Origin of the sequence: Pseudothauera rhizosphaerae (assembly GCF_004801305.1) — a bacterium.
Lineage (GTDB): Bacteria > Pseudomonadota > Gammaproteobacteria > Burkholderiales > Rhodocyclaceae > Pseudothauera > Pseudothauera rhizosphaerae.
Genome location: NZ_SSOD01000005.1, coordinates 202,160 through 226,530 on the forward strand (window position 1 = coordinate 202,160; position 24,371 = coordinate 226,530).

The 24,371-nt window shown below is 68.6% G+C and carries 24 protein-coding genes; 2 read left to right on the forward strand and 22 right to left on the reverse strand.

Annotated elements, in window-relative coordinates; genetic code table 11:
* Positions 1 to 109: 109 nt before the first annotated feature.
* The 9 genes from E6O51_RS08310 to E6O51_RS08350 form a co-directional block, all read right to left on the reverse strand.
* Positions 110 to 1,501 (reverse strand): amidase, encoded by a 1,392-nt coding sequence (locus tag E6O51_RS08310; RefSeq protein WP_136384510.1) that lies wholly within the window; start codon positions 1,499 to 1,501, stop codon positions 110 to 112.
* Entirely contained in the window at positions 1,498 to 2,382 is an 885-nt protein-coding gene (locus tag E6O51_RS08315; RefSeq protein ID WP_136384511.1) for an alpha/beta fold hydrolase, read from the reverse strand. Before E6O51_RS08315 ends, E6O51_RS08310 begins: the two co-directional genes overlap by 4 nt.
* 13 nt (positions 2,383 to 2,395) lie before the next feature.
* Entirely contained in the window at positions 2,396 to 3,133 is a 738-nt protein-coding gene (locus tag E6O51_RS08320) for an aspartate/glutamate racemase family protein (protein WP_136384512.1), read from the reverse strand.
* Positions 3,134 to 3,271: 138 nt separating this feature from the next.
* Complete coding sequence (locus tag E6O51_RS08325) at positions 3,272 to 4,612, reverse strand: M20 family metallopeptidase (protein ID WP_136384513.1); 1,341 nt, start codon at positions 4,610 to 4,612, stop codon at positions 3,272 to 3,274.
* 18 nt (positions 4,613 to 4,630) lie between these two features.
* The gene (locus E6O51_RS08330) at positions 4,631 to 5,653 is read right to left on the reverse strand and encodes an FAD-binding oxidoreductase (RefSeq protein ID WP_136384514.1); all 1,023 of its coding nucleotides are present in this window, start codon (positions 5,651 to 5,653) and stop codon (positions 4,631 to 4,633) included.
* 230 nt (positions 5,654 to 5,883) lie between these two features.
* Positions 5,884 to 6,888, reverse strand: a complete 1,005-nt coding sequence (locus tag E6O51_RS08335) for an AraC family transcriptional regulator (RefSeq protein ID WP_136384515.1) — start codon at positions 6,886 to 6,888, stop codon at positions 5,884 to 5,886.
* Between the two features lie 78 nt (positions 6,889 to 6,966).
* Positions 6,967 to 7,857 (reverse strand): VOC family protein, encoded by an 891-nt coding sequence (locus E6O51_RS08340; protein WP_136384516.1) that lies wholly within the window; start codon positions 7,855 to 7,857, stop codon positions 6,967 to 6,969.
* A 19-nt stretch (positions 7,858 to 7,876) separates the two neighbouring features.
* The gene (locus E6O51_RS08345) at positions 7,877 to 8,317 is read right to left on the reverse strand and encodes a lipocalin-like domain-containing protein (protein WP_136384517.1); all 441 of its coding nucleotides are present in this window, start codon (positions 8,315 to 8,317) and stop codon (positions 7,877 to 7,879) included.
* A gap of 24 nt (positions 8,318 to 8,341) precedes the next feature.
* Positions 8,342 to 9,196 (reverse strand): alpha/beta fold hydrolase, encoded by an 855-nt coding sequence (locus tag E6O51_RS08350; protein WP_136384518.1) that lies wholly within the window; start codon positions 9,194 to 9,196, stop codon positions 8,342 to 8,344.
* Positions 9,197 to 9,370: 174 nt separating this feature from the next.
* On the opposite strand from E6O51_RS08350, the gene E6O51_RS08355 reads away from it, so the two are divergent.
* On the forward strand, positions 9,371 to 10,087 hold the full coding sequence (locus E6O51_RS08355) for an FCD domain-containing protein (RefSeq protein ID WP_230976733.1): 717 nt from the start codon (positions 9,371 to 9,373) through the stop codon (positions 10,085 to 10,087).
* Between the two features lie 9 nt (positions 10,088 to 10,096).
* On the opposite strand, the gene E6O51_RS08360 is transcribed toward E6O51_RS08355, so the two are convergent.
* The 13 genes from E6O51_RS08360 to E6O51_RS08420 all read right to left on the reverse strand — a co-directional run bounded on the left by E6O51_RS08360 (position 10,097) and on the right by E6O51_RS08420 (position 23,420).
* Positions 10,097 to 10,627 carry a cupin domain-containing protein gene (locus tag E6O51_RS08360; protein WP_136384519.1) on the reverse strand — a complete coding sequence of 177 codons (531 nt, stop codon included), beginning with the start codon at positions 10,625 to 10,627 and terminating at the stop codon, positions 10,097 to 10,099.
* A complete protein-coding gene (locus E6O51_RS08365) occupies positions 10,624 to 11,730 on the reverse strand; it encodes an alcohol dehydrogenase catalytic domain-containing protein (protein WP_211091359.1) in 1,107 nt (368 codons plus the stop codon). Before E6O51_RS08365 ends, E6O51_RS08360 begins: the two co-directional genes overlap by 4 nt.
* Before the next feature lie 29 nt (positions 11,731 to 11,759).
* Complete coding sequence (dmpG, locus tag E6O51_RS08370) at positions 11,760 to 12,806, reverse strand: 4-hydroxy-2-oxovalerate aldolase (protein ID WP_136384520.1); 1,047 nt, start codon at positions 12,804 to 12,806, stop codon at positions 11,760 to 11,762.
* 10 nt (positions 12,807 to 12,816) lie between these two features.
* Complete coding sequence (locus E6O51_RS08375; protein WP_136384521.1) at positions 12,817 to 13,743, reverse strand: acetaldehyde dehydrogenase (acetylating); 927 nt, start codon at positions 13,741 to 13,743, stop codon at positions 12,817 to 12,819.
* A 31-nt stretch (positions 13,744 to 13,774) separates the two neighbouring features.
* Entirely contained in the window at positions 13,775 to 14,569 is a 795-nt protein-coding gene (locus E6O51_RS08380) for a 2-keto-4-pentenoate hydratase (RefSeq protein ID WP_136384522.1), read from the reverse strand.
* 22 nt (positions 14,570 to 14,591) lie between these two features.
* Entirely contained in the window at positions 14,592 to 15,548 is a 957-nt protein-coding gene (locus tag E6O51_RS08385) for a 3-carboxyethylcatechol 2,3-dioxygenase (protein WP_136384523.1), read from the reverse strand.
* 23 nt (positions 15,549 to 15,571) lie between these two features.
* Complete coding sequence (locus tag E6O51_RS08390) at positions 15,572 to 16,468, reverse strand: alpha/beta fold hydrolase (RefSeq protein WP_136384524.1); 897 nt, start codon at positions 16,466 to 16,468, stop codon at positions 15,572 to 15,574.
* A 121-nt stretch (positions 16,469 to 16,589) separates the two neighbouring features.
* Positions 16,590 to 17,930, reverse strand: coding sequence for a Rieske 2Fe-2S domain-containing protein (locus tag E6O51_RS08395; protein WP_136384525.1), 1,341 nt, complete (start codon positions 17,928 to 17,930; stop codon positions 16,590 to 16,592).
* Between the two features lie 187 nt (positions 17,931 to 18,117).
* Positions 18,118 to 18,612, reverse strand: coding sequence for a flavin reductase family protein (locus E6O51_RS08400; RefSeq protein WP_136384526.1), 495 nt, complete (start codon positions 18,610 to 18,612; stop codon positions 18,118 to 18,120).
* A gap of 10 nt (positions 18,613 to 18,622) precedes the next feature.
* A complete protein-coding gene (locus E6O51_RS08405) occupies positions 18,623 to 19,810 on the reverse strand; it encodes an OmpP1/FadL family transporter (protein ID WP_136384527.1) in 1,188 nt (395 codons plus the stop codon).
* 11 nt (positions 19,811 to 19,821) lie between these two features.
* Positions 19,822 to 21,051 carry a styrene monooxygenase/indole monooxygenase family protein gene (locus E6O51_RS08410; RefSeq protein ID WP_211091360.1) on the reverse strand — a complete coding sequence of 410 codons (1,230 nt, stop codon included), beginning with the start codon at positions 21,049 to 21,051 and terminating at the stop codon, positions 19,822 to 19,824.
* 192 nt (positions 21,052 to 21,243) lie between these two features.
* Positions 21,244 to 22,224 carry an AraC family transcriptional regulator gene (locus E6O51_RS08415; RefSeq protein ID WP_136384528.1) on the reverse strand — a complete coding sequence of 327 codons (981 nt, stop codon included), beginning with the start codon at positions 22,222 to 22,224 and terminating at the stop codon, positions 21,244 to 21,246.
* Positions 22,225 to 22,415: 191 nt separating this feature from the next.
* Positions 22,416 to 23,420, reverse strand: coding sequence for an AraC family transcriptional regulator (locus E6O51_RS08420; RefSeq protein ID WP_136384529.1), 1,005 nt, complete (start codon positions 23,418 to 23,420; stop codon positions 22,416 to 22,418).
* A gap of 301 nt (positions 23,421 to 23,721) precedes the next feature.
* Here E6O51_RS08420 and acuR point away from each other — a divergent pair, with 301 nt between their 5' ends.
* Entirely contained in the window at positions 23,722 to 24,357 is a 636-nt protein-coding gene (gene acuR, locus E6O51_RS08425; RefSeq protein WP_136384530.1) for an acrylate utilization transcriptional regulator AcuR, read from the forward strand.
* Positions 24,358 to 24,371: the final 14 nt, after the last annotated feature.

Below are 24,371 nucleotides of genomic sequence, written 5' to 3' on the forward strand. Positions count from 1 at the left end.
GGGGAGGGCTGGGGTGGGGATGGGTTTGTCGGCGTACTGAACCGAAACCCATCCCCCTCCTGACCTCCCCCTTGAAGGGGGAGGAACGGGAACCGTTCGTCCATTGTGGTCAGTCCGTCGCCGGCCGCGCCTTGTGCCAACTGGTCACGCTCTGCACCGCCACGCCCACGCGCAGCAGCGTCGCTTCGCCGCCCTTTTCCGCGATCAACTGGCAGCCCACGGGCAGGCCTGCCGCCGTGCTGCCGCAGGGCAGCGACAGCGCGGGGTGGCCGCTGACGTCGATGGGCGCGGTGTACTGGATCAGTTGCTGGTTCAGCTCCGGCGATTCGGCCAGCGCGGCGAGCGTTTCGTAGGTGGGCGCGGCGAAGGGCTGGACCGGGGCGAGCAGCGCATCCACGCCGGCCAGCACCTCGTTCATGCGGCCGGTGAAGGCGAGCGCGTCCAGGATGGCCTGCTGGTAGCGCATGCCGCTGGTCGCGCGGCCCACGTCGATGAGCCTCGACAGCGCCGGGCCGTAATCGGCCGCGCGGCTCGGGTAGGTAGCCGCGTGCGCCACGGCGGTCTGCACGCCGCACAGCACTTCCCATTCGCCGGCGATGTGCCAGGCGGTGTCCGGCACGCGGATGTCCACGATCTCGGCGCCCAGCCCGGCCAGCGCCTTCACCATCGCTTCGGTCGCCGCCAGCACCTCGGCGTCGGAGCCGTTGGCGTTCCAGGCGCGGTCGATGCCGATGCGCATGCCGGCGATGCTGCCGCGGGCGAAGGGCTCGACCGGCGCGAGGAGCGAGGTCGGGTCCAGCGGATCGTGGCCGGCGATGATCTCGTACAGCAGCGCCGCGTCACGCACGCTGCGGGCCATGGGGCCGACGTGGTCCATGGTGGCGGCGAGCTCGAAGGCGCCGTGGCGGCTCACCCTGCCCCACGTGGGCTTGAGGCCGGAGAGGCCGTTGGCCGCGGACGGAAAGCGGATCGAACCACCCGTGTCCGTGCCCAGCGCGGCGAAGCACAGGCCGGCGGCGGTGGCGACGCCGGAGCCGCTGGACGATGCGCCGGTCCAGTGGTTCGCGCCCCAGGGGTTGACCGGCGGCGGCAGGGTCGGATGCGGCGTGGCGAAGGCGCCTTCGGTCATCTGCAGCTTGCCGAGGATGATGGCGCCGGCTTCGCGCAGGCGGCGCACGACCGTGGCGTCCTCGTCCGGCACGAAATCGGCGAACACCGTGGTGCCGGTGGCGGTGGCGACGTCCTTGGTCCAGAACAGATCCTTCACCGCGACGGGCACGCCATGGAGCGGGCCGCGGTAGTTGCCGGCGGCGATTTCCGCCTCGGCCCGCGCGGCGGCTTCCAGCGCTTCGGCTTCCATGGTGCGGGCGTAGGCGCGCAGGTCGCCGTCCAGAGCGGCGATGCGCGCGAACATGGCGCGCGTGAGTTCCACCGGCGACACCTCCCCCGTGCGCAGCAGCGGGGCGAGGTCGGCGATTTCGGCGTAATGCAGTTCGTTCATTGCTCGTGTCCCTCGACGAAGGCGAGCGCGGTCCGGTTGAACTCGTCCGGGCACTCGGTCTGCAGGTGGTGGGCGGCCTTGCCGACCACGTGCAGGCGGGCGTCGGCGAAGCGGTTCAGCATCAGCATGGGCACGTCGATGCCGCCGAACCAGTCGTGCAGGCCCCAGAAGATCATGGTGGGCACGGTCACGCGGGGGAGCAGGGCGGTGAGGTCGTCGGGCTGGCCGAAGAAGCCCGGTGTTTTGATGAGTTCCAGGTAGGCGGGGTTGATGCTCGCTTCGTAGCGCAGGCGCACGTTCTCCGCGTCCACCTTGCCGTCGTCGTGGAATTCCAGCCGCGCGATCAGCGCGCGCATCTTCTCCGGGCTGGGGCCGCCGTCGCCGAAGTAGCCGGGGAAGATGTCGCGGGCGTGCTTGGTGGTCAGCGGCATGGGCGCGATGACGCCGTGGCCCACCGGCTGGGAGCCGATCATCACCATGCGGCCGATGCGCTCGCCGTGCTCCACCGCCAGCGCGGTGGCCACGCAGCCGCCGAAGCTCTGGTTCACCAGATGGGCCCTGGCAATGCCCAGCGTGTCCAGGAAGCCCAGCAGCTTCTTCGCGTGCCAGGTGAAGACGGGGCCGTCCACCACCACCATGTCGGACTTGCCGTACTGGGCGAAGTCCAGGAAATAGCAGCGGTGCTTCGCCGAAAACGCCTTGGCGGACAGCCGGAAGTTGCTCCAGCCGGTGCTGCCCGGCCCGCCGCCGTGAGTAAAGACGACCGGCGGCGCATCGTCCGGCCCGTCGACTTCGACGTAGTGCAGGCGCACGCCATCGACGGTGACGTAGCGGCTCGTGCCCTCGACCCCGTCCACATACAGTTTGTCTTGCTCGCTCATGGGTTCGCCTCGCTCAGAATGAAAAAGCCTGATCCTTGACCGCCTCGGGCGAGGGATAGGCGACCTTGCTGTGGGTCAGCCCCAGATCGAGGAAGAGTTCGCACAGCTTGTAGGCGACCACGCCGGGGTTGAGCACCGGCACGGGCAGGCGTTCGGCCAGGTAGGCGTGGGACTGGTGCATGGTGGTGGAGCCCAGCACGATGGCATCCGCGCCGTCTTCTTCGATGGCCTTGCGCGCCTCGGCTTCCAGCCTGGCGAACACGACTTCCTCCTTGCCCGTCAGCAGCGCTTCGGTGTCCGGCCGCACGTCGATGGAGCGGATGGACGCGAGCCGCGATTCCAGCCCGTATTCCTTCAGCGTCTTGCGGTAGAGCGGGAACCAGCGCGGCCACATGGTGAGGATGGAAAAGCGGTGGCCCAGCATGGACGCCAGGTGAAAGGAACTCTGCCCCGGCGCCAGCACCGGAATGGAGAGCCGCGCCCGCAGCGCGGCGAGGCCGGAATCGCTGACGGTGTTGATGCACACCGCGTCGAAGCCTTCGTCCTGCGCGCGCATGCCGGCCTCGATCACCGCCATCTCCATGATGGCCATGTCGTAGTAGCTGTCGGCCAGCGTCATCGTGCGGCCGGCGCCGACGAATTCCACGTCGATGTCGGGCCGGCGCACGCCGGGCGGCAGTTGCGATTCCACCAGCGGGCGGGTGGCCTCGCTCATGGGCACGGGGAAGATCATCTTGAGTTTCTTGGGCATTCTGTTCTCCAGTTGAGCGGGCACGGCCTGCTCCTCCCCCTTCAAGGGGGAGGCTGGGAGGGGGATGGGTTTCAGTTCAGCGCCCGACGAAACCCATCCCCACCCCGACCCTCCCCTTGAAGGGGAGGGAGAAAACCCTCACAACCCCATCTCTTCCCGCTTGCGCGTCAGCGTGTCGATCAGCACGTACATGATCTTTCTTGCGCACGGCAGCAGGTCCGGGATGTAGGTGGCGCCCATGCCGCCCAGCCCTTCGGCCACCGGCTCGGTGGCGCCCTGCGCCGGCCACGGCCAGCCGATGCGCACGGTGGGCACGCCGTAGCGGCGCAGCGCGGCGCCGTCGGTCTGGCCGCCGAGCAGGTCGGGCTTGCCGTGGGGGCGGCCTTCGATGAACTCCCAGCCGCGCTTGGCGGACTGGACGATCCAGTTGGCCTCGTCGGTGGTGCCGCCGGGCACCGAGCCGTACATCTCCCAGTCCAGCACCAGATCGGGACGGCGCCGCTGCAGGTCGGCGACGAAGGCGGCGAACTGGGCCTTCACGTCCGCGGGCGAGGTGCGCGGGCTGATGCGCACGTCGAAGAAGATTTCGGTGATGGCGGAGGGGAAGGCCGGGCGCTCCGGATTGCCCGAGCGGATGCCGGAAATCCAGCCGTGGGGCGCGACCACGCCGGAGGTGTTGCGCTCGGCGTATTCGACGATCCACTTTTCCAGTTCCTGGATCACGTCGGCGGCCGGCACGACGGAGCTGCGGAAGCCCGGCGTGCCGCGCGGCACGCCCGCGTAGCCCAGGGTGCCGTGCACGCGCAGCTTGAACCAGCCCATGCCCGGCTCCTCGTGGTACACCCAGTTCCACGGCTTCATCACCACGGCGAAGTCCGCCGCGGCGCCGCGGTTGAGCAGGTGCAGCACGCCGTTGGACATGCCTGAGTGCTGGCGCGCGGAGATGTCCACCGGCATGCCGCCGTCGCCCATGCCCAGCAGCAGGTCACCCATCAGCGGCACGCCCGATTCCACCAGCGCGGTGGCGATCTCGGTCAGCGTGGCGACCATGGCCTTCGGGTTCGATGCACCCAGGCCGTACACCCAGTCGTCCACGATCTGGGCGCGCGGCCGCATGTCGGCCTCGTCCTTGCTGCCGGTCCATTGGCGCTCTTCCTCGTCCAGTTCCAGGTGGGTGTCGATGGGCGAATACAGCATCACCGCCGCCCCGCCGCCGCTGCCGCGGCGCTCGGCGAAGACGTTGCCGCTGGTCTCCGTCATGGGCATGTAGCGGGAGTTGAAGCCCACCTTGCCCAGATGACCGACCATGAACTCGCTCGCCGCGCGGGCGAGGCCGGTGGGGCTGTGGATGTCGGTGACGGCGAAGAGCAGCTTCTGCAGGCGCCGGGCGTCGATGCGGGCGCAGGCCTGTTCGTACCAGGCGAGTTGCTGGGCGGAGAGGGGATTCGGGACCGTGGGGATGGGGGTGTAGTCGCTCATTTTTCGTGGGCTCCGGGTTCAGTGGCTGGCGACGAACTGCTCGGCGAAGATGTTCTCGGGTTTCACGCCCAGTTCGGTGAGCCGCGCGGTGGCGGCATCCATCATTCCCGGGGGGCCGCACAGGTAAGCGACGGTTTCGGGATCGGTCACGTCCTCGGCGGTGAGGGTGGAAACCGGGCTGCCGGAGACGAGCCCCTCGGTGGCTTCGCGGTCCACGCAGACGCGGGTTTGCAGCGTCGGCAGCCACTGGCGGCGCAGTTCCAGTTCGTCCAGGTAGAAGAGCTGGTCCGGCGTGGCGCAGCCGAAGGCGAGCAGCATGGGCGGCTTGCGGCCGCCGATCTGGTGGATGCGGTCGATCATCGAAAGCACCGGCGCCAGCCCCGTGCCGCCGGCCACGAAGATGTGGGGCGCGCGCTTCTTTTCCCGCAGGAAGAAGGCGCCGTAGGGGCCCTTGAGCTTGACCACGTCGTCCACCTTGGCGCCGCAGGTCAGCCAGGTGGACATCGCCCCCTGGGGCAGCAGGCGGATCAGCAGCTCGATGTTGGGCAGGGCGGATTCGATGCTCACCGGAGAATAGCTGCGCAGCACTTCGGCGCCCGGCACCTCGATCTGCACGAACTGGCCGGGGCGGAAGGAAAGCCAGCTCCCTTCGGCCAGTTCCAGCGACACCTTGACCACGTTGGAGGCCACGGGCTCGATGGCGTTGACGAAGGCGTGGGCTTCCACTTCGGGCTGGCTGCCTTCCTCGCTGCCGTAGCCCAGGTCGAAGGTGCAGTCGCCCCGGGCCTGCGTGACGCACAGCAGGCGCTGGCCGCCGGCCAGCTCGTGGGGCATCAGCGTGGAACTCGCGCCCGGCCTGATCGGCGCCTCGCCGTCGGCCAGGTGGGCAAGGCAGCTCGAACAGCTACCGCTGCGGCACTGGTGCAGCACCGGCACGCCCGCCTCCAGCGCCGCGTCGAGCACGGTCTGGCCGGCCCCTACCGCGACTTCGCGGCTCACCCCGTCAGCAAAGCGCAGGGTGACGGTATGGGTATCGCTCATGGATTCTCTCTGTCTGTGTTTGTCCGGGGTCTTGCGATGCTGTCCCGCATCCTTTGTGGCCGATCTTAGGAATGGCCGACCCGGCCTGCGCTCCCGTGCCCGAGGGGTTTATCCCGCCAGTGCACGAAATTCGGCGCGGGATGGATGCGCGGAGGGAAAAGGAAAACGCCCGGGGACGGCCGGAACGGGCCGATCCCCGGGCGGTGTCCGGTGCCGGACTGCGGGCGGACTCAGCGCGCCAGCGTCTCCGACGGGCTTTCGCCGAAGCGGCGCTTGTAGTCGGTGGTGAAGTGGCCCAGGTGGTTGAAGCCCCACTGGTAGGCCACCGCCGTCACCGTGCTGCGGCCGGGCTCGGCGCGCTGCAGGTCCTCGCGCACGTGGCTGAGCCGGATCTCCTTCAGATGGAGCATGGGCGAGGTCTGCCGGTACTTGCGGAAACCGTTGTACAGGGAACGGGTGCTGACCCCGACGTGTTCGGCGATGTCGCCGATGGTGATCGCCTCGTGCGCCTGCGCCTCGATGAATTCCTCGGCCCGCCGCACGAAGGCCGGCGCGAGGGTGCGACAGTCTTCGCGCAGCAGGGCCGAATGATTGTTGGGCTGGCAGACGAGGAGCATGGCCACGATCATCTGCTCGATCTGCGCCGTCAGCAGGGTCGAGGTCAGGCCGTCGTCGTCCGCCCGCAGGCCTTCGAGCAGCCAGGCGATGGTCCGCATCCAGCGCATGCCTTCGGGCGTGTCGAGGGGCATCGCGGTGTCGAATTCCACGCGGCCGCGCAGCCGCCCGCCCAGGTGCTGGCTGCAGTGGCGCTCCAGCAGGTCGCGGTCTATCCGCACGATGAGCTTTTCCGTGCCTTCGCCGTGGCGGATGCGCACCGGGCGATGGGCGTTGAGCACGCTGCCCACGGCCGAGGAGGACAGCGTGAGCTCGCCCGCGCTCTCGATGCGCTCGCCGCCGCACAGGGGCATCTGCACCAGATAGAAGGTGTCGAGCTGACCGGCGTCTATCGTCACTTCGCCGCCGTAGCTCATGTGGCCGATGCCGATGCCCCTCAGCTTGCGGTAGGACATGCGCGCATCGACCGGCTTGCGCGCGTCCACGCTGCGCAGGTCGTTCTCGCAGAACACGCGCGTGCCCCACATGCGCGCCTCCTCCAGGTCACGCGTGTGGAAGCGTTCGAAGCTGCGCATCGCTGCGTGGTCGCCGCATCCGGTGTTCCATCCATTGAGTTCCACGTCTCTCCTCCTTGCTCTCTGCGGGGTGCGTGCCGTGCCCGCTTGCTGCGGGTCTGGACCGGCCGCCCTGTCTGTTTGTCACTTCGTCAGATGCTGGTGCCCCCAGGCGCTGGTCACGTCGTAGGTGCGCACCACGTGACTGGCCTCCTCGACTTCCAGCCCGCCCCAGCCGTATTCGATCTGCGCGCCGGACGGACTCCGGACGTAGAAGGAGAACATGCGGTCGTTGATGTGGCGGCCCAGCGCGCGCGTCTGCAGCGCGCCGTGGCGATGCACGCGGTCGAGCGCGTGGCCCACGTCGTCGAACTCGCGCACCTGCAGCATCAGGTGGCCGAGGCGGCGGCCGATGGGCAGAAAACCGATGGCCAGGCTGTGATGGCGCTCGTTGCAGCGCATGAAGACGAAATCGCCCTGGCGGCCGCCGTAGTCGCGGGTGGAGACGTAGTCGCTGATCGTGAACCCGAGCAGGCCGCAGTAGAAGCGCTGGACCTCGGCCACGTTCTCGACCACCAGCATCACGTGGCCCAGCCCCTGCGTATCCGTGACGAATCCGCCGTGCGCCACCGGCGCGTGGAAAGGCTGCTGCGGGCGCACCAGCGAGCCGAAACTCAGCTCCACCGCGAGCCCGGCCGGATCGACGAAGTGGCGCAGGGCCTGCACGCCGCGCGCGCGGCATTCCTCCGCCGTGCCGCCGCGCACCGCATGGCCGGCCTCGGCGAGCCGGGCGTGCATCGCTTCCACGTCTTCCAGGCAGTCGGCCTCCAGGCCCAGCACCACGATGTCGTTGCGCGGCCCCGTCGTCAGATGGATGCGCCACGGGCGGTCGTCCACCCGCAGCCAGGCTTCGCGGTCGTTGCTGCCCTGGACCACTTCGCAGGCCAGCACGTCGCGCGCGAACACGACCCACGCCCCGACATCCTCGGTCTCGATCTGGATGTAGGCCAGCCGTTTTACTTGTACTTGTGTCATCTCCTCTCCTCCTTGCCGTTCAGGCGTCGCTGCCCGCCCGCCGCCAGGCCAGGATCGCGGTCCTCGCCTCGGGCGTACCTTCCTCGATGCGCGCGACCAGCGTGATGGCGTCCGCGCCGTCGCGGATCACCTTGCGGCGCTGCGCCGTGCCCTGCCAGTTGGGGAAGATGCACAGCTCGATGTGGTGCGTGACCGTTTCGCCGTCGTAGCTGTAGCGCCCCGCGTAGGTGAGGTATTCGTCGTAGGCGCGGGCCTTGTCCGCGTCGGCGGCATCCCACTGGCCGCCGCTGCGGAAGGGCGTGCGCGGCTTGCGCGAGATCACGCAGAACATGGTGTCCGTGCCGTGCCCGTATTCGATGAAGCCTTCCAGGTCCTCGCCGAACGGATGCACGAGGCGGCCGTCGTCGTATTCCTGCCGCCAGGAAACGATCTCCCAGCGCCCCTCGATGTCCTTGGTCATTCGTGGTTCTCCGTATGCGACCGCTCAGGCGAGCGGCAAAGGTTCGTCCGCGCCCGCTTCGCCGAGGAAGTCGCGCACCAGCCGGGTGAAGCGCGCCGCCTGCTCGATCTGCGTCCAGTGGCCGCAACGGCCGAACACGTGCAGTTGCGCGCGGGTCAGCAGGCCGGCCAGCGCAACCGAGCTCTGCAGCGGGATGACACGATCCTCCCGGCCGTGGATCAGCAGCGCTTCGTGCGGGATGCGGCGGATGTCCTCCTCCGCGCTGGAAAGCGCCTTGACCCAGCGCTGGCGCGGGGCCGGGAACATGGCCGCGAAGGCTTCCTGGAAGCCGGGCTGGATGCTGGCCTCGTAGCGCAGGCGGGCCAGGTCGTCGGTGACGAGGCTGCGGTCGAAAGCGAAGATGTCCAGCAGGCGCTTCATGTTCTCGGGCGAGGGCTCGTAGCCCCACACCGCCTCCAGCCCGTCGGTGATGGGGAAGTCCAGCCCGGCGCTGCCCATCAGCACGATGCGCCGCAGGCGCTGCGGATGGCGGATCGCCAGCTTCAGCGCGAGCGCGCCGCCGAAGGAATTGCCGACGATGTCGGCCTGGGGCAGATCGAGGGCGTCGAGCAGCCCGATGGCCTGGTCCACCCAGACGTCCACGTCGTAGCGCTGGCCCGGCGGCCGTTCGGTGAAGCCGAAGCCCACCATGTCGGGAATCAGCACCCGGCGTTCTTCGGCCAGCGGCTGCATGACGGTGCGCCAGTTCACGTAGCCGCTGACGCCCGGCCCGGAGCCGTGGATCATCAGCAGCGGGAAACCCTGGCCGAGGTCGTGGTAGTTGGTGCGCACGCCGTGGATGGCGATGCTGCGGCCCAGCTCGGGATTGTTCTGGTTCATCCCTGTCTCTCCTGTGGGGGTTCTGCCTGTCTCGACTGAAATATCGAGATTTATATAAAAAGAAAAGTTTTAATTAGATTGTCTTCGAATTGACACGCTGTCAACAAGTTGTGCGATGCTATGATTTCCTATCCCATGACATTCCGTCCGACGATGCAGCCCGATCCCCGCCCCGTGGCCGGTCCCACGGACCTCGACGACGCCCCTTCCACCCTGATCGAGGCGGCCTACCGCCAGATCCGGCGCGACATCGTGCTGGGCGTCCATGCCCCCGGCGCGCGGCTGCGCGTCGAACATCTGAAGGCCCGTTACGGGGCGAGCTCCGGCACGCTGCGCGAGGCGCTCGCGCTGCTGGTGGCCGACGCGCTGGTGGTGGCCCAGGGGCAGCGCGGGTTCTCGGTCGCGCCCATGTCGCTGGCCGACCTGGAAGACCTGTCGTACGTGCGTTCCCTGGTCGAGGCGGAAGCCGCCAGCCAGAGCCTCGCCCGCGGCAACGACGAATGGGAGGCGCGCCTGGTCAGCGCCTTCCACAAGCTCTCGCTGACCGAGGAAAGGCTGGCCGCGCGCACGTCCGAGGTGTACGAGGAATGGGAGCGGCGCAACTTCGAGTTCCACGAGGCGCTGGTCGGCGCCTGCGGCTCGCCGCGGCTGCTGGAAGCGCGCGCGCGGCTGCACCTGCAGGCCGAGCGTTACCGGCGGCTGTCGGCGCTCGACGGCCCCCGCCCCGGTGCGGTCCATGCCGAGCACGAGCAGATTTTCAAGTTCGCGCTCGCCCGCAACGCGCCGGCGCTCGCCGAGGTGCTCCGGCGCCACGTGCGGCGCTCGCTGGACGTGATCCGCGACAGCGGCCTGCTCGGCGGCAAGCCGCTGATCGGCGGAAGGGCAGCCTGAGCGCGGCGCTCAGCCGCGCTGCGCGCCAACCAGCACGAAGAATACGCGCGCCGGCTGCTCGCTGCGGTTGCGCCAGGCGTGGCGCGTGCCGATCTGCACGATGACGTCGCCCTGGCGCAGGCAGCGGGTCACGCCGCCGTCGAGTTCCAGCCAGATTTCCCCCTCGACCACGACGCCGTAATCGATGGTGTCGGAGCGGTGGAAGCCCGGCGCGTCCGGCTCGAAGCACTCGGCCAGGCCCGGCAGGCGGCGGGCGATCTCGGCGCCGGCCGCCGCCGGATCGCCGCCCTGCCCGGCCGATGCCGGCGGAAACGTCACCAGCATGGCCACCGTGCCGCCCTGCGTGGGCACGACGCTGGTCAGCGCGGCGGCGCTGTCGGCGGGGCCGGGTTCGATATGCGGCAGCGGCGCGGCTTCCCACGCGATGCCGACCTCGAAGCCGGGTGTGTGCTCGAAGGCGCCGCCCACGAGCGGGCCGTCGAGGACGATGCGGGACTGTCCGGCGCTGTCGTGGCCGGTGACGATACGGGTCGCGTTCATCGGTGCAGGATGTGGAAGTTGGTGAATCCGTTGGCTTGGTTCTCGACCGCCTCCAGCGCCTCGTTGAGCTGCTCCAGCGGATAGGCGCGCGATTCCAGCACGCCCAGATCCACCAGCCCGGCGTCGATCAGCCTGGCCATCTCGTCGCCCTCGGACGGGGTGAACCACAGGGAGCCGATGTACTGCCACTGGGCGCACATGAAGGGGTGCGGGTCGATGGGAATCGGCCCGGCGACGCCGCCGATCTGCACGATGCGCCCGCCGCGGGCGACGCCCTGCATGGCATCCACCGACAGCTCGGCCGGCGCCTTGGCGCCCAGCGTGTCGAGCATCGCATCGACGCCGCCCGGCACCAGTTCGCGCACGCGCGCGGCGATGCCTTGTCCGTCCAGCCGCAGCGGCAACACGCGCTTGGGATCGAACGCCGCCAGCCGCGCCAGCAGGGCCGCGTCGCGCGCCACCACCACCACGCGGGCGGCGCCGAAGGCCAGTGCCAGCAGGGTCGCGCCCACGCCCAGGGTGCCGGTGGCGCCGAGGATCAGCGTGCTCTGCCCGGGGCGCAGCGCGCTCTTGCGGATGGCCGAGTAAGCCGTGCCGAGGTAGCCGAAGCGGGTCGCATGGGCGGCGCCGATGCTGTCCGGCAGGCGCACCAGATTGGTGGCCGGCGCGGTCATGTATTCGGCGTAGCCGGCGTAGGGGTACTGCTCGAACAGGGCCTGCGATCCCTTGCCGAAGCCGAAATACCCGGAAAAGGTGTAGTCCTCGCAGCGCGTGGGTTCGCCCTGCCTGCAGTAGCGGCACTCGCCGCAGGACAGGCCCGGGTTCGCGTACACCCGGTCGCCCGGCTTGAAGGACTTCACTGCCGAACCGACGGCCGCCACGGTGCCGGCCGCGTCCAGCCCGAAGATGGCCGGCAGCGCCGGCAGCGGCAGGAAGGGATACCAGGTGGGGAAATGCGTCACCACGTTGCGCAGGTTGGGAATCAACCCGCAGGCCTCGACCTTCACCAGCACGTCGTGCTCGCGCGGTTCGGGGATGGGCATCTCGTCGATGGAAAACTTGCCGCCTATCTCGTGCAGGCGGGCGGCTCTCATGCTTGTCATCGTCTCTCTCCTTTGGTGTTGTTGGGGGATCATGCTCTGGCGGCCGTGGGCACCTTGCCCTGTGTGCGGGCGAGATTCAGGGCGGTGTCCTCGATCATGTCCTCCTGCCCGCCGACCATGCCGCGCCGGCCCATCTCCACGAGGATTTCCCGCGCCGGCACGCCGTACTTCTTCTCGGCCCGCTTGGCGAAGAGCAGGAAGGAGCCATAGACACCCGCATAGCCCAGCGTCAGCGCATCGCGGTCGATGCGAATCGGGAAGTCCATGATGGGCACCACCAGATCTTCGGCCACGTCCTGGATCCTGAAGACATCCACACCCGTCTCGATCCCCATCAGCTCGCACACCGCGATCAGCACTTCCATGGGCGTGTTGCCCGCCCCGGCGCCCAGGCCGGCGGCTGCGGCGTCGATACGGGTCGCACCGGCTTCGACCGCAGCGATGGAGTTGGCCACGCCCATCGCGAGGTTGTGGTGGCCGTGGAAGCCGAGTTCGGTTTCAGGCTTGAGCGCGTCGCGCACGGCACTGATGCGCGCCTTCACCGTATCGGGCAGCAGATGGCCGGCCGAGTCGGTCACGTAGATGCAGTTGGCGCCGTAGCCTTCCATCAGCTTGGCCTGCTGCACCAGGCCTTCGGGGCTGTTCATGTGGCTCATCATCAGAAAGCCGACGGTGTCCATGCCGAGCTTTCTGGCGAGGCCGATGTGCTGCTCGGACACGTCCGCTTCAGTGCAGTGGGTGGCGACGCGGATGGTTCTGACGCCTAGCTCGTGCGCCATCTTGAGGTGATCCACGGTGCCGATGCCCGGCAGCAGCAGCGCCGAGACTTTCGCGTGTTTCATCAGCGGGATCACCGCGCCCAGGTATTCCTCGTCGGTGTGGGCGGGAAAGCCGTAATTCACCGAGCTGCCGCCCAGGCCGTCGCCGTGGGTGACTTCGATGAGCGGGATGCCCGCGTCGTCCAGCCCCTGGGCGATGGTCTTCATCTGGTCCAGCGTCATCAGGTGGCGCTTGGGGTGCATGCCGTCGCGCAGGGTCATGTCGTGGACGGTGATCTGCTTGCCTTTCAGGTCCATGGGAGTTCCTTTACGCGGTGGCAGTGGTATCGAGGGAAAGACGGCCAGCGAGGATTTCCTCGGCGAACATCTCGGCGGTGCGGGCGGCGGCGGCGGTCATGATGTCGAGGTTGCCGGCGTACTTGGGGAGGTAGTCGCCCAGGCCTTCGACCTCCAGATAGATGGAGACGCGATGGCCGCGCGGTGTCGTATCAAACACCGGGCCATTGACGAGCTTGTAGCCGGGCACGTACTTCTGCACTTCGCGGATCATGGCGTGGATGGACTCGGTGATCGCGGCCTGATCCGGTTCGGTCTCGGTGAGGCAATGCACGGTGTCGCGCATGATCAAGGGCGGCTCGGCGGGGTTGAGGATGATGATGGCCTTGCCGACCTTGGCGCCGCCGACCTGCTGCACCGCGCTCGCGGTGGTGCGGGTGAATTCGTCGATGTTCTTGCGGGTGCCGGGGCCGGCGGACTTCGAGGACACGGTGGCGACGATTTCGCCGTAGGCGACCGGTTGTACGCGGGAGACCGCCGCGACCATGGGGATCGTGGCCTGGCCGCCGCAGGTGACCATGTTGACGTTCATCTCGCCGCGACCGACGTGATCCTTCAGATTGACCGGCGGCACGCAGTAGGGGCCGATGGCCGCGGGCGTGAGGTCGATCATCAGCACGCCCAGTTCGTTGAGCTTGCGGCTGTTCTCGGCATGGACGTAGGCGCTGGTCGCGTCGAAGGCGATCTGGATGCCGTCGGCTGCGACGTGCGGCAGCAGGCCATCGACGCCTTCGGCGGTGGTCTTGAGGCCCAGTTCGCGGGCGCGGGCGAGACCTTCGGAAGTCGGATCGATCCCGACCATCCACACCGGTTCCAGCACCGGACTCCTCTTCAGCTTGTACAGCAGATCGGTGCCGATGTTGCCCGGGCCGATCAAGGCGCACTTGATCTTGCTCATTCGTTCTCTCCTTGGGGAATACCGTTCTTTTTCAGGCGAAGCTCGCCTCGACGTGGCCGAGGCCTTCGATATCGACGGCGAAGTTCTGGGGCCGTGCGGGGTCCACGGCGACCATGGGGCCGAGCGCGCCGGTCAGCACGATGTCGCCGGCCTGCAGCGGCCGGCCGACGCGGACCAGCATGTCCGCCAGCCAGATCGCGGCGTTGAGCGGGTTGCCCAGGCAGGCGCGGGCGTTGCCTTCGGACACCACGCGCTCGCCTTCCACCATGCGCATGCCGCATCGCGCCATGTCGAAGGCGCCGGGCTTGACCGGGTTGCCGCCGAGCACGAACAGGCCCGAAGAGGCGTTGTCGGCGATGGTGTCGAACAGCCCGATGCGCCAGTCGGCGATGCGGCTGTCCACGATCTCGACCGCCGGCAGGCAGAACCCCACCGCCCGCAGCACGTCGGCGTAGGTGTGGCGCTCGAATTCCAGCGCGCGGCCGAGCACGAAGGCGATTTCCGCCTCGACCTTGGGCTGGATCAGCCGGCCGCGGGCGACCGGTTCGGCGTCGCCCACCGCCATGTCGGCGAACAGCATGCCGAAATCGGGCTGGTCGACGCCGAGTTGGCGCTGCACCGCCGGCGAGGTGAGGCCGATCTTGCGCCCCACCAGCCGGCGGCCGGCCGCCAGCGCGCGGCGGGTGTTGTGCGCCTGGATGGCGTAGGCGCGCTCCATGGATGGGTCGGCGACGCCCTCGCGCAGGGGTGCGATGGGTTGTCCGTGGGCGATTGCCGCGTGCAGGCTGTCGGCCGCCGCGACGATGTCGGGGGATGTGTCGCTCATTCGGGAATCCTTTCTGTGCGGATCAGTGGGTGGCACGGCCGTAGCCGGAGATGGCACCGAAGCCGGCCAGCCATTCGGGGATGGGGCGGTAGTAGCGTTCGCTCGCGTCCCACCGGGCGCCGCTGGCCGCGTCCATGGCTGCCGTTGCCGCCACCCAGGTTCTGAGTTCGTGGGCGGAGGCGCCGGCGGCTTCGGTCACGGCCTCGTTGCGCTGGGCGTCGATGGCGGACCAGTCGCGCGCGCACAGGTCGCGGATCAGCGCGCGATCCCATGCCGGGGCGAGGGGATGCAGTTCGCTTTCTCCTGCGGCGAAGGCGCGCGCGGCGGCGACGGTGCGCTGCTGGCGGGCGTCGCGCGCTTCCGGCGTGGGGTTGCGGCCGGCGACGATGCGCTCGATCACCTCCGGGTCGGTGGCCGTGGCGATGCGCGGAATCGGCGGGTTGTGGGACATGCCGCCGGAGGCGACGAAGAGCGCGCGCTGTCCGCGTCCGCGGGCAAAGTCGCCGATGGCCGCGCCCAACTGGCGGGCACGGCGGAAACTCGCCAGCGGCGGCGCCACCGCGTTCATCATGATGGGCACGACCGGGTAGCGCGTCAGCCCGCCCAGCACTTCCTGCAGGGTCTGGGCAAAGCCGTGGTCCACCTGCATGCGGTAGGAAAAGGCGATGTCGATGTCACGGGCGATGACCGCCTCGGCGCAGGCTTCGGCGATGTCCCGCGGCACCGACAGAGGGCCGGCGGGCGTGGTGTAGTCGCCCACCGAGGTGGCGGCCATGCCGATGCAGAACGGGGGCATGAGGTCGAGGAAGAAGCCGTTGTAGTGGTCGGGCGCGAAGAGGTAAATCACTTGCGGGTCGAAGCGTTCGACCTCTTCGGCCACCGCCTCGACCAGCGCCGCGACTTCTGCGACCACCTCTGCGGGCGGATCGAAGTAGCCCTTGATGGGCGTGTGCGACATGCACTGCAGCATGGTGCTCATCTCGTGTCTCCTCCGGATGGCACTCAGTTGCCGATGCGCACGGCTTCGGGGACGTTGCCGCCGAGCAGGAAGGCCAGGTGGATGCGGTTGAACACCTGCGGGTCCTCGAATTGCGGCCAGTGTCCGCAGCCTTCCATCACCGTGAACAGCGCGCCGGGGATCATGGAAGCCATGCGGCGGCCTTCGTCCACGTTGGCGGTGGGATCGTCGGAGGTCCACAGCACCAGCGTCGGCGCCTGGATGCGGCCGTAGTCCTCGGCGCGCAGGATGTTGCGCTGACGCACGTCCATTTCCTGCAGGATCATGTTGTGCTTCATCGCGCCGGCCATGCCGGGGCGCGCGTAGATGGCCTGGCGGGTGGCGACCAGATCGTCGTAGGCCTTGGACTTGTCGGCCATCAGCCATTCCACGCGGGCCTTGATGAAGGCCCAGCTCGGGTCGGTGGCCGCCTGCAGCGACAGGGTCTTGAGGCGCGCCATCACCACCGGGTCGGCCTGCGAACCGCCGGCGGTGTTGAGCACCAGGCGTTCGACCCGGTCCGGATGGTCGATGGCCATGCGCGCCGCGACCCAGCCGCCCAGGGATTCGCCGGAGAAGCTGGCGCGCTCGATCTTCTGCGCGTCCATGAAGCGCAGGATGTGGTCGATGTAGGCCGGGATTTCGAGGTCGCGGGTGGCGAGGTCGGACCAGCCGTGGCCGATCATGTCGATGGCCCAGGTGGAGAAGTGGCGGCCGTGGGACTTGAGGTTGCGCACATAGGCCTCGGCATGGCCGCCGACGCCGTGCAGCAGGATCAGTGCCGGCTGCGAGGTCTGGCCGCAGTGCAGGTAGCGCGTGGCGATGCCGCCCGCGTCCACCCAGCCCTGGCTGAAACTGGTCTGTCTGAGCTCGGCCCAGATGCTTTGATAGGTGCTTTCCAAGATTGGGGCTCCGTGGGGATGGGGCCGTGCAGCGCCTGCCGAACGATTGGCATGGCGAGGCCAGCCCGCCGTCGAGGATGGTTTTATTCCTCCCCCTTGAAGGGGAGGGAGCGCGTCCGCCTCAGTCCTCGATCTGATCGACGAAGTAGCGCGGCGGCTTGCCTTCCGCGGTTTCCTTGAAGCGGATGGAGTGGTTCTTGGTCGAACCGGCCACGCCCTTGCCCGGCTTGGCGATGCCCCGGTTCCAGCGCGAAGCCATCTTGCGCCAGGTGATGGGCGAGATGTCCGTGGCCACGAGTTGTTCGTCGTCCCAGCCGGTGCCGTCGGCGTAGAAGTTCTGCATCGCCTCGCGGGCGTACAGGTCGCAGTCGTTGAAGCCGTGCAGGCACAGAGGCTTGTAGACGCGCTCGAACTTGTAGTCGAAGTCCTTGCGGTCCTTTTCGGTCGGGCACACCTTCACCAGCACTTCCCAGTATTCATGGGTGTCGTCGGTGATGGGCACGTACCATTCGTACTGCACCACATGCTCGGTGGGCCAGTTTTCCACCATCAGCACGCCCGGCAGCACCACCGAGGTGCGGTAGAAGCGGCCCTTGATGCCTTCCACCTTCAGGCCCAGTTCCTCGTTTTCCAGCACCGGCGCCCACTTGTCGGTGAAGAGCCACTGCATCAGGCCCTTGGGGCCGTTCTCGTCCTCGACCACGGCGATGCAGTCGTCGGACGTGGGCAGGATGCCCAGCGGCAGCACCCAGTCCATGGCGTGGACGATGGTGTTGTCCTTGTGCACCAGGATGTGGGCGTTGTCGAAGCCGTTCTCGCAGGCGATGCGCCAGTTGCCGAAGCCGGTGCGGTGCATGCCGTGGGCCACGGCGTTCTCGTCGAGCACGCTGGGGGCGGACGGCCACAGGGGGTGCGGGAAGCGTTCGCTGTTCTCGGGGAAGCGGAAGGGCAGATCGTGGGCGAGCGGCGGCACGTCCTCTTCGGGGAAGTCGTCCTCGCGCACGAACACGAACACCATGCCGGCGACTTCCTCGGTGGGGTAGGTGGTGATGCCGGTGGTGCCCACCAGCTTGTCGTCGGGGTTGGCGACGATGGTGGAGAGCTTGCCGTCCTTCAGGTCGAAGGTGAAGCCGTGGTACCAGCAGGAGATCGTCTTCTTGTTGAAGCACATGGGCTTCTCGGACAGGCGCACGCCCCGGTGCAGGCACTGGTCCTTGAGCGCGAACACCTTGCCGTCGACGCGGCGCAGCACGATGGGGATGCCACAGATCTGGATGCCCTTGACCTCGTCCTCGGCGAGTTCCTTGCTGAACACGGCCGGGTACCAGTGGTTGATGAAGCCCCACGCCGCGTCCTTGTACGGCTGGTACTGGCTCTGGGTCTTGGCGTTGTTGGTGCGCGCGTCGCTGATGCCGTGGCCCTTGGCGACGGTGCGGCGGCGGATGATGGTTTCGTCTGCCATCGGTATTTCTCCTTGATGAATTGAGGGGCTTCCCGGCCCCGTCCATGTCCTGGTTCCGTTCCCGGCGCACACCGGGGCGCGTCGGGTTCTTACGGTGTGATCCTAGGAACAACCCCGGCGGGGGGCGCTCCCGTGCCTACCGGCTTTATCCCGTCAGTGCACAAATCGGAGCGCCCTGCCGGCACGCTCAGGCGATGCCCGGTTCCGCCGCGACCGAGGCGTAGCGGCCGTGGCAGAAGAGCAGCGGTTCGGGCGGCGCCGCCGGCAGCGACAGGCGCAGCACCCGGCCCACCAGGATCAGGTGGTCCCCGCCCTCGTAGCGGTGCTCGGTCTCGCACTCGAACACCGTGTCCACCCCGGCGATCAGCGGCACGCCGCCGATGCCCCCGTCCAACGCGAGGGCGGCGAACTTGTCGGTGGCCGCGCGGGCGAAGCGATCCGACAGCGTCCGCTGATGGGCCGCCAGCACGTGCACCGCGAAGTGCCGTGCCTCGGCGAAGGCCCCGAAACTCAGGGCCCGGCGGTCCAGGCTCCACAGCACCAGCGGCGGCGACAGGGAGACGGTGTTGAAGCTGCTGGCGGTCACGCCCACCGGCCGGCCGTCCCCGTCGCGGGCGGTGATGACGGTGACGCCGGTGGCGAACTGGCCGAAGGCCTGGCGCAGCAGGCGGCTGTCGATCATGGCGGTCTCCTCAGAAGCGCAGGCCATAGGACACCGACAGCCAGTGCTGCCCCATGTAGAGATCGGTCATGCCGTCGGGGCCGTTGCCCGTGCCGCGGGTCGTTTCCTTGAAGGAGCGGGTGTAGGCCACCGACAGTTCGTCGCCGTCGCCGAAGGTATGGGTCGCCCCCGCCGTGACGTGGCGCCGGTTGGCCGCGGGGGCGAGCACGCCCAGGTAGGTGTCGCGGCTGTCCAGCAGGCGGCTGCCGTGGTTGTAGCCCGCCCGCAGGGTCCATGCCGCATCGAGCGCATAGGCCGCGCCGAAGCGCCATATGGTCTGGTCCTTCCAGCCGAAGCCCGGACCGTGGTCGCTGCCGGGCGCGCCGGTGGCGCTGCCGACGCCGTCGTTGCCGTAGGCGCGCACGTCGCTCCACAGGATGCGCAGCACGTCCGCACCCAGGGTCAGCGCTCCCCGCGTCCAGGCGAGGCCCAGGCCGTAGTTGGCGGGGATGTCCATGTCGCCCTTCTCCGGCAGCAGGCCGGCGAACTTGTCCATCCGCCCCATGTTCACCTTGCTGGCGTACGTGGCGCCCAGGGTCAGGCCCGGTGCCAGCGTGCCCTGCCAGCCCAGGCGCAGGCCGGCGCCCCAGGAGTGGTCGCGCCCTTCCGGCAGGCCGATGCTGGCCGGTCCTTCGATGTCGAGATCCTGGCGGGCGAGCACCACGCCGAGCCCGAGCGCGTGGGCATCGCCGACGCGGCGCGCGTAGCTCAGCGTGATCACCATCTGCTGGAGCGCGGAGCGGGGCGACGCCATGCCGCCGACGTTGTCGCCGCTGCCGTAGTCGGTGCCGACGCCGTTGCCGACCACGCTCACGCCCACGCTGCTGACGCCGTCGATCATGCGGTTGTAGCCGAATTGGGGAATCACGTAGAGGGACGTGTCCTCGCTGCCGGAGTGGTCGATGCCGGCAAAGCGGGCGCCGTTGTCCACCTTCAGCAGGGCGAGGCCGAGATCGACGCGGTCGCCGACGGCGACCATGCCGGCGGGGTTGGTGGCGCCGGCCACCGCGTCCTGCGGCAGCGCCACGCCGACGCCGCCCATGCCTTCGGACTTGACGCCGTAGCCGTGCGGGAAGGTGCCCTGGGTCGCCGTGGCGGCGCCGCCGTGCAGCGCGCCGGCGAGCAGCAGCGCCAGGCTGGGGAGTTCGATACGCTTCATGGCCGCGGTCCTCATGCCGTCACCTCGAAGGAAGCGAGAAAACGGTCGGCCTCGGCCTCGTCGTAGTACCACGGGGCCAAGCCCTTGGGATCGTCGAAGGCGTTGGCGATGCGGGCGGCGAGTTTGGGGTTGCAGCCGCAGGCGGCGAAGACCTTGAGCAACTGGGGCGGTGGCGGCAGCAAATGGGTGTTGGTGAAGCGCGCCACCCACTGGGCGTAGTCCCAGTAGGTCTCGAAGGTGGCCTTCATCCAGTCTTCGTCGAAGGCCGCCGCGCCGCGCCGGGCGATGGCGTCGAGATAGACCATCGCGCACTTGCTGGCGTTGTTGGAGCCCTGGCCGGTGATCGGGTCGTTGAGCACCAGCACGTCGGCCATGCCCATGACCGCGCGGCCAGACGGCAGACGGCCCACCACCTTGCGCACCGTGGGTGTGATGCGGCCGACCAGGGTGCCGAGGTCGTCGGTGAGGCGCAGATTGCTACAGCGTTCGGCTTCCCACGGGAAATAGGTGCGGATCAGTTCGACCGCGAGTTCGAGGTGCTGGGCCGGCGTCTTCACCTCGTCCCAGCGGTCCATTGGGCCGCCGGGGATGCACTCCAGGTTGATGATGTCGCACGGGCCGGTGTGGGTCAGCGCGGGGAAGTTCACGTATTCGCCGATGCCGGGGTTGATGCTGATGTTGAGCGCCGACCAGTCCTTGCGCGGCTTCATGTCGTGGACGTAGGTGAGCGAGATGGTGCGCTGCGGGCGGTCGAACACGCTGCGTTCGGCATCGCGCTCGAAGAGCTTGCCGATCTCGCCCTTGCCGGTGGAGACCACGACCAGGTCGGACTCGTCCGCGTAGCGTTCCAGCGCCGCCAGGTCCGCGTCCTCGATCAGCAGGCGGCCGCCGCGGCGCTCGAACTCGGCCATCCACGCCGGCATCTTGATGCGCTGGTCCACCGACTGGCCCGGCGCCGACATGGGCGAGCGCCAGTCGATCAGCAGCTTGCCGTCGCTGCCGCCGGCGCGCATGTGCACGCCGGTGATGGGCGGGCATTCGTCGTCCCACATCGCGAGACCGAGTCCGCGCTCGTAGCCGACCGCCATGTCGTACATCGACTGGCTGGACATGACCCGGCCGGCGGCGATCTGGTCGGCCGTGCGGTTGGAGACGATGGTGACGCCGTAGCCTTGCGCGAGGAGGCCGATGCCCAGTTGCAGGCCGGCCTGGCCCGCGCCGATGATGGTGATCTTTCGCATTTTTTTCTGCTCCGTCGTGGGGGGTTGGGGGTGTCTTCGTCAGCGAAGGCACAACCAATTTGACGGAGGCAGGGCGCGGGAAATATGCGCAGACTGCAGCGGCTATGCAGGGATTGCAGAAATGTGAAGCGACACCAAAGTGGTGCGGGAATGTGGCCGACGAGGCACCACAATGGCGCGCAAATCACTGAATCAGCGGGATTTCGCCAGCGTCTCGTGGGGCGACTCGCCATATCTGCGGCGATAGTCGATGGCGAAGCGGCCGAGCTGGAAGAAACCCCAGTGCATGGCGAGCGCGGTCACGCTGGCCGGCCGCGCGGGGTCGAGCAGGTCGGCGCGCACCCGCTCCATGCGCAGATCGCGCAGATGGCGCATGGGACTCACGCCGAGGAACTTGCGGAAACCGTCGTACAGCGTGCGCCCGCTGACGCCGATGCGCTGCGCCAGCATGTCCACGGTGATCGGCTGCTCCGGACAGGCGCGCATGTATTCCTCGGCCTGGCGGACGTGGCGCGGCAGCACGGTGCGGGCGGGACAGGGCGCCGCGGCGACGAAGCTGCCCGGCAGCCAGTTCAGCGCGGTGGTCAGCAGCAACTGCTCGATCTGGCTGCGGACCAGCGGTTCGTCGGCCAGCGCGGGATTGCATCGCAGCTCGTCGAACATGTGGCGCGCGGTCCTCACCCAGGCATGGACCATGGGCGATGCGAGATCGGCAACGGGCAGGAAGGAAACCGTGCCGGCCGCTTCGCGCCCGGTCAGCAGCGAGGCGTGCCGTTCGAGCGCTTCCCGCTCGATGCGCACGACGAACTTGCTGCAGTCGGCGCTCCAGTGCATGTCGAGCCGGCTGTCGGGCGCGTGGATGGTGGCGTGGCGGGGGTCGCACAGCAGCTCGGCGCCATCCACCCGCATGCGGTCGTGGCCCGAGGCCGGCACCTGCACCAGGAAGAAGGACTGCAGGCACCCGGGGGCGACGCTGACCTCGGCGCCATAGCGCATCTCGCTGAAACTCACCGCGCCTAGGGGCTGATGGACGTGCAGGTAATCGAGCCGCTCGCCGCCTCGCGCCTGCGCCAGGCGGTGATCGCAGTAGATGTCGGCCACGATGCGGCGTGTCTCGTCCACATCGTGGGAGCGGTAGGTGGCCGGTGGCGGACAGATCCCGGGTTCTTGCATCACGCGCGCAGTCCTCGAACAGGGTTGCGGGCAGCCTTCCTGGATCGACGCCGTGGGCGTGCGGCGCCGCGACAGGCCTTGCCCCGCGCCATGCTGGCCGAGGCCGGCGGGGGCCGCACTCCGTCGAGCGCCGGCCTTATCCCGGCAGCGCACGAAAGGCATCGACCCGCGCAATGCAGGCGGGGCCGCCCTCAGTGCGCCAGCGTCTCGGACGGGCTTTCGCCGAAGCGGCGCTTGTAGTCGGTGGTGAAGTGGCCCAGGTGGTTGAAGCCCCAGCGGAAGGCGACCGCGGTCACGGTGCTCTCGCCGGGGATGAGGCGCTTGAGTTCCTCGTGCACCCGGCGCATGCGCACTTCCTTCAGGTAGAGCATGGGCGAGGTGTTGCGGAAGCGGCGGAAGCCAGTGAAGATCGAGCGCGTGCTGACCCCGGCGTGCTCGGCCAGGTCGAGGATGGTGATGGGCTCGTCGGCGTGTTCCTCGATGTAGTGCTCGATGCGCTTGACGAAGGCCGGCGCGATGGAGCGGTCTTCCTGCGCCAGCGCCTCGCTGTAGTTGTGCGCCTGACAGGTGAGCAGCATGGTGATGACCATCTGCTCGGTCTGGGCGGCGATCAGCGGCGACTGCAGGCCCTCGTCGTCGTCGGCCAGGTTGGTGTGCAGCCAGGTCATGAGCCGCATCCAGCGTTGTCCGGCCGTAGTGTCCAGCGCCATCGCGGGGCGGAAGGCGATGGGCGCGCGCAGCGCCTGGCCCAGGTGCTGGATGCAATAGCGCTCCAGCACGTCCCGGTCGATGCGCACGACCAGCTTCTCGGTGTCGTTCTCGTGGCGGATCAGCACCGGCAGGTGGGCGTTGAGCACGGACGCGGTGCGGGGCGTCGAACAGACGGTTTCGCCGCCGGTTTCGATCAACTCGCGCCCACGCAGCGGCATCTGCACCAGCACGAAGGAATCGAAGGTGCCGGGGTCTATGGTCACCTCGCCGCCGTAGCTCATGCGCCCCACCCCCAGGCCGCGCAGCCGCCGGTAGTACATGCGGGTGCGGATGGGTTTGCGGGTGTCGAGCCTGCTCAGGCGGTTCTCGCAGAACACCCGGGTGCCCCACTGGCGCGCCTCTTCGATGTCGCTCGTCTGGAACAGCTCGAAGCCGGGCAGATCGGCGCCCGCGAGGGGCGTCGAGGCATAGATTGCGCTTTCCATTGCATCGTTCCTCTACTGTTGGGGTCGAACGAAGTCATGCCCCCCGGCTGGTCGATACGGCGCGCGATCCACCGGCACTGTTGCAGTGCATCAACGATCCATCGGGGTGCATCGGAAAGGCGGTGCGGCGCCCGGGAACGTCGGCAAATCCCTTGTCTATCAACGAAATAGGTTTAGTAGGTCAGCAAAGGGGCAGGGCAATGACGCAATATCTATGCCCAAAGCCATAGGGGGAGCGTTCTCCCCCTTCCGAACGGAGCGGGCTTGTTATTTATGAGACGATCGGTCTAATATTCATCCCATGCCGCCGACCCCCACCCTGCGCCGCCGCCCCGGCCGCCCGCCCAAGCGCATCGATGACCGCCTCGAAACCCGCGAGGCGCTGATCCGCTGCGGCACGGAAGTGCTCACCGAAAAGGGCTTCGCCGCCGCCGGCATCGACGAGGTGCTCAGGCGCGTGGGCGTGCCCAAGGGCTCCTTCTATCATTACTTCGACAGCAAGGAAGCCTTCGGCCACGCGGTCATCGACCACTACGCCGCCTACTTCGCGCGCAAGCTGAACCGCTGCTTTCGCGATGCCTCCCTCCCGCCCCTGGCGCGCGTGCAGGCCTTCGTGGACGACGCCTGCCGCGGCATGGCGCGCTTCGAGTTCCGCCGCGGCTGCCTGATCGGCAACCTGGGGCAGGAGATGGCGGTGCTGCCGGAAGCCTACCGGGAGCGGCTGGAGGCGGTGTTCCTGGACTGGCAGGCCCGCCTGGCGGCCTGTCTGGCCGCCGCGCGGGAAGCCGGGGAGATCGCGGCGGGCGCCGACTGCGAGGCGCTGGCGGCGTTCTTCTGGATCGGCTGGGAAGGGGCGGTGCTGCGTGCCAAGCTGGTACGGGGCGACGCCCCGCTGCGCAGGTTCGCCGACGGCTTCCTCGCCGGGCTGCCGCGCTGACGCCCCGCCGTATT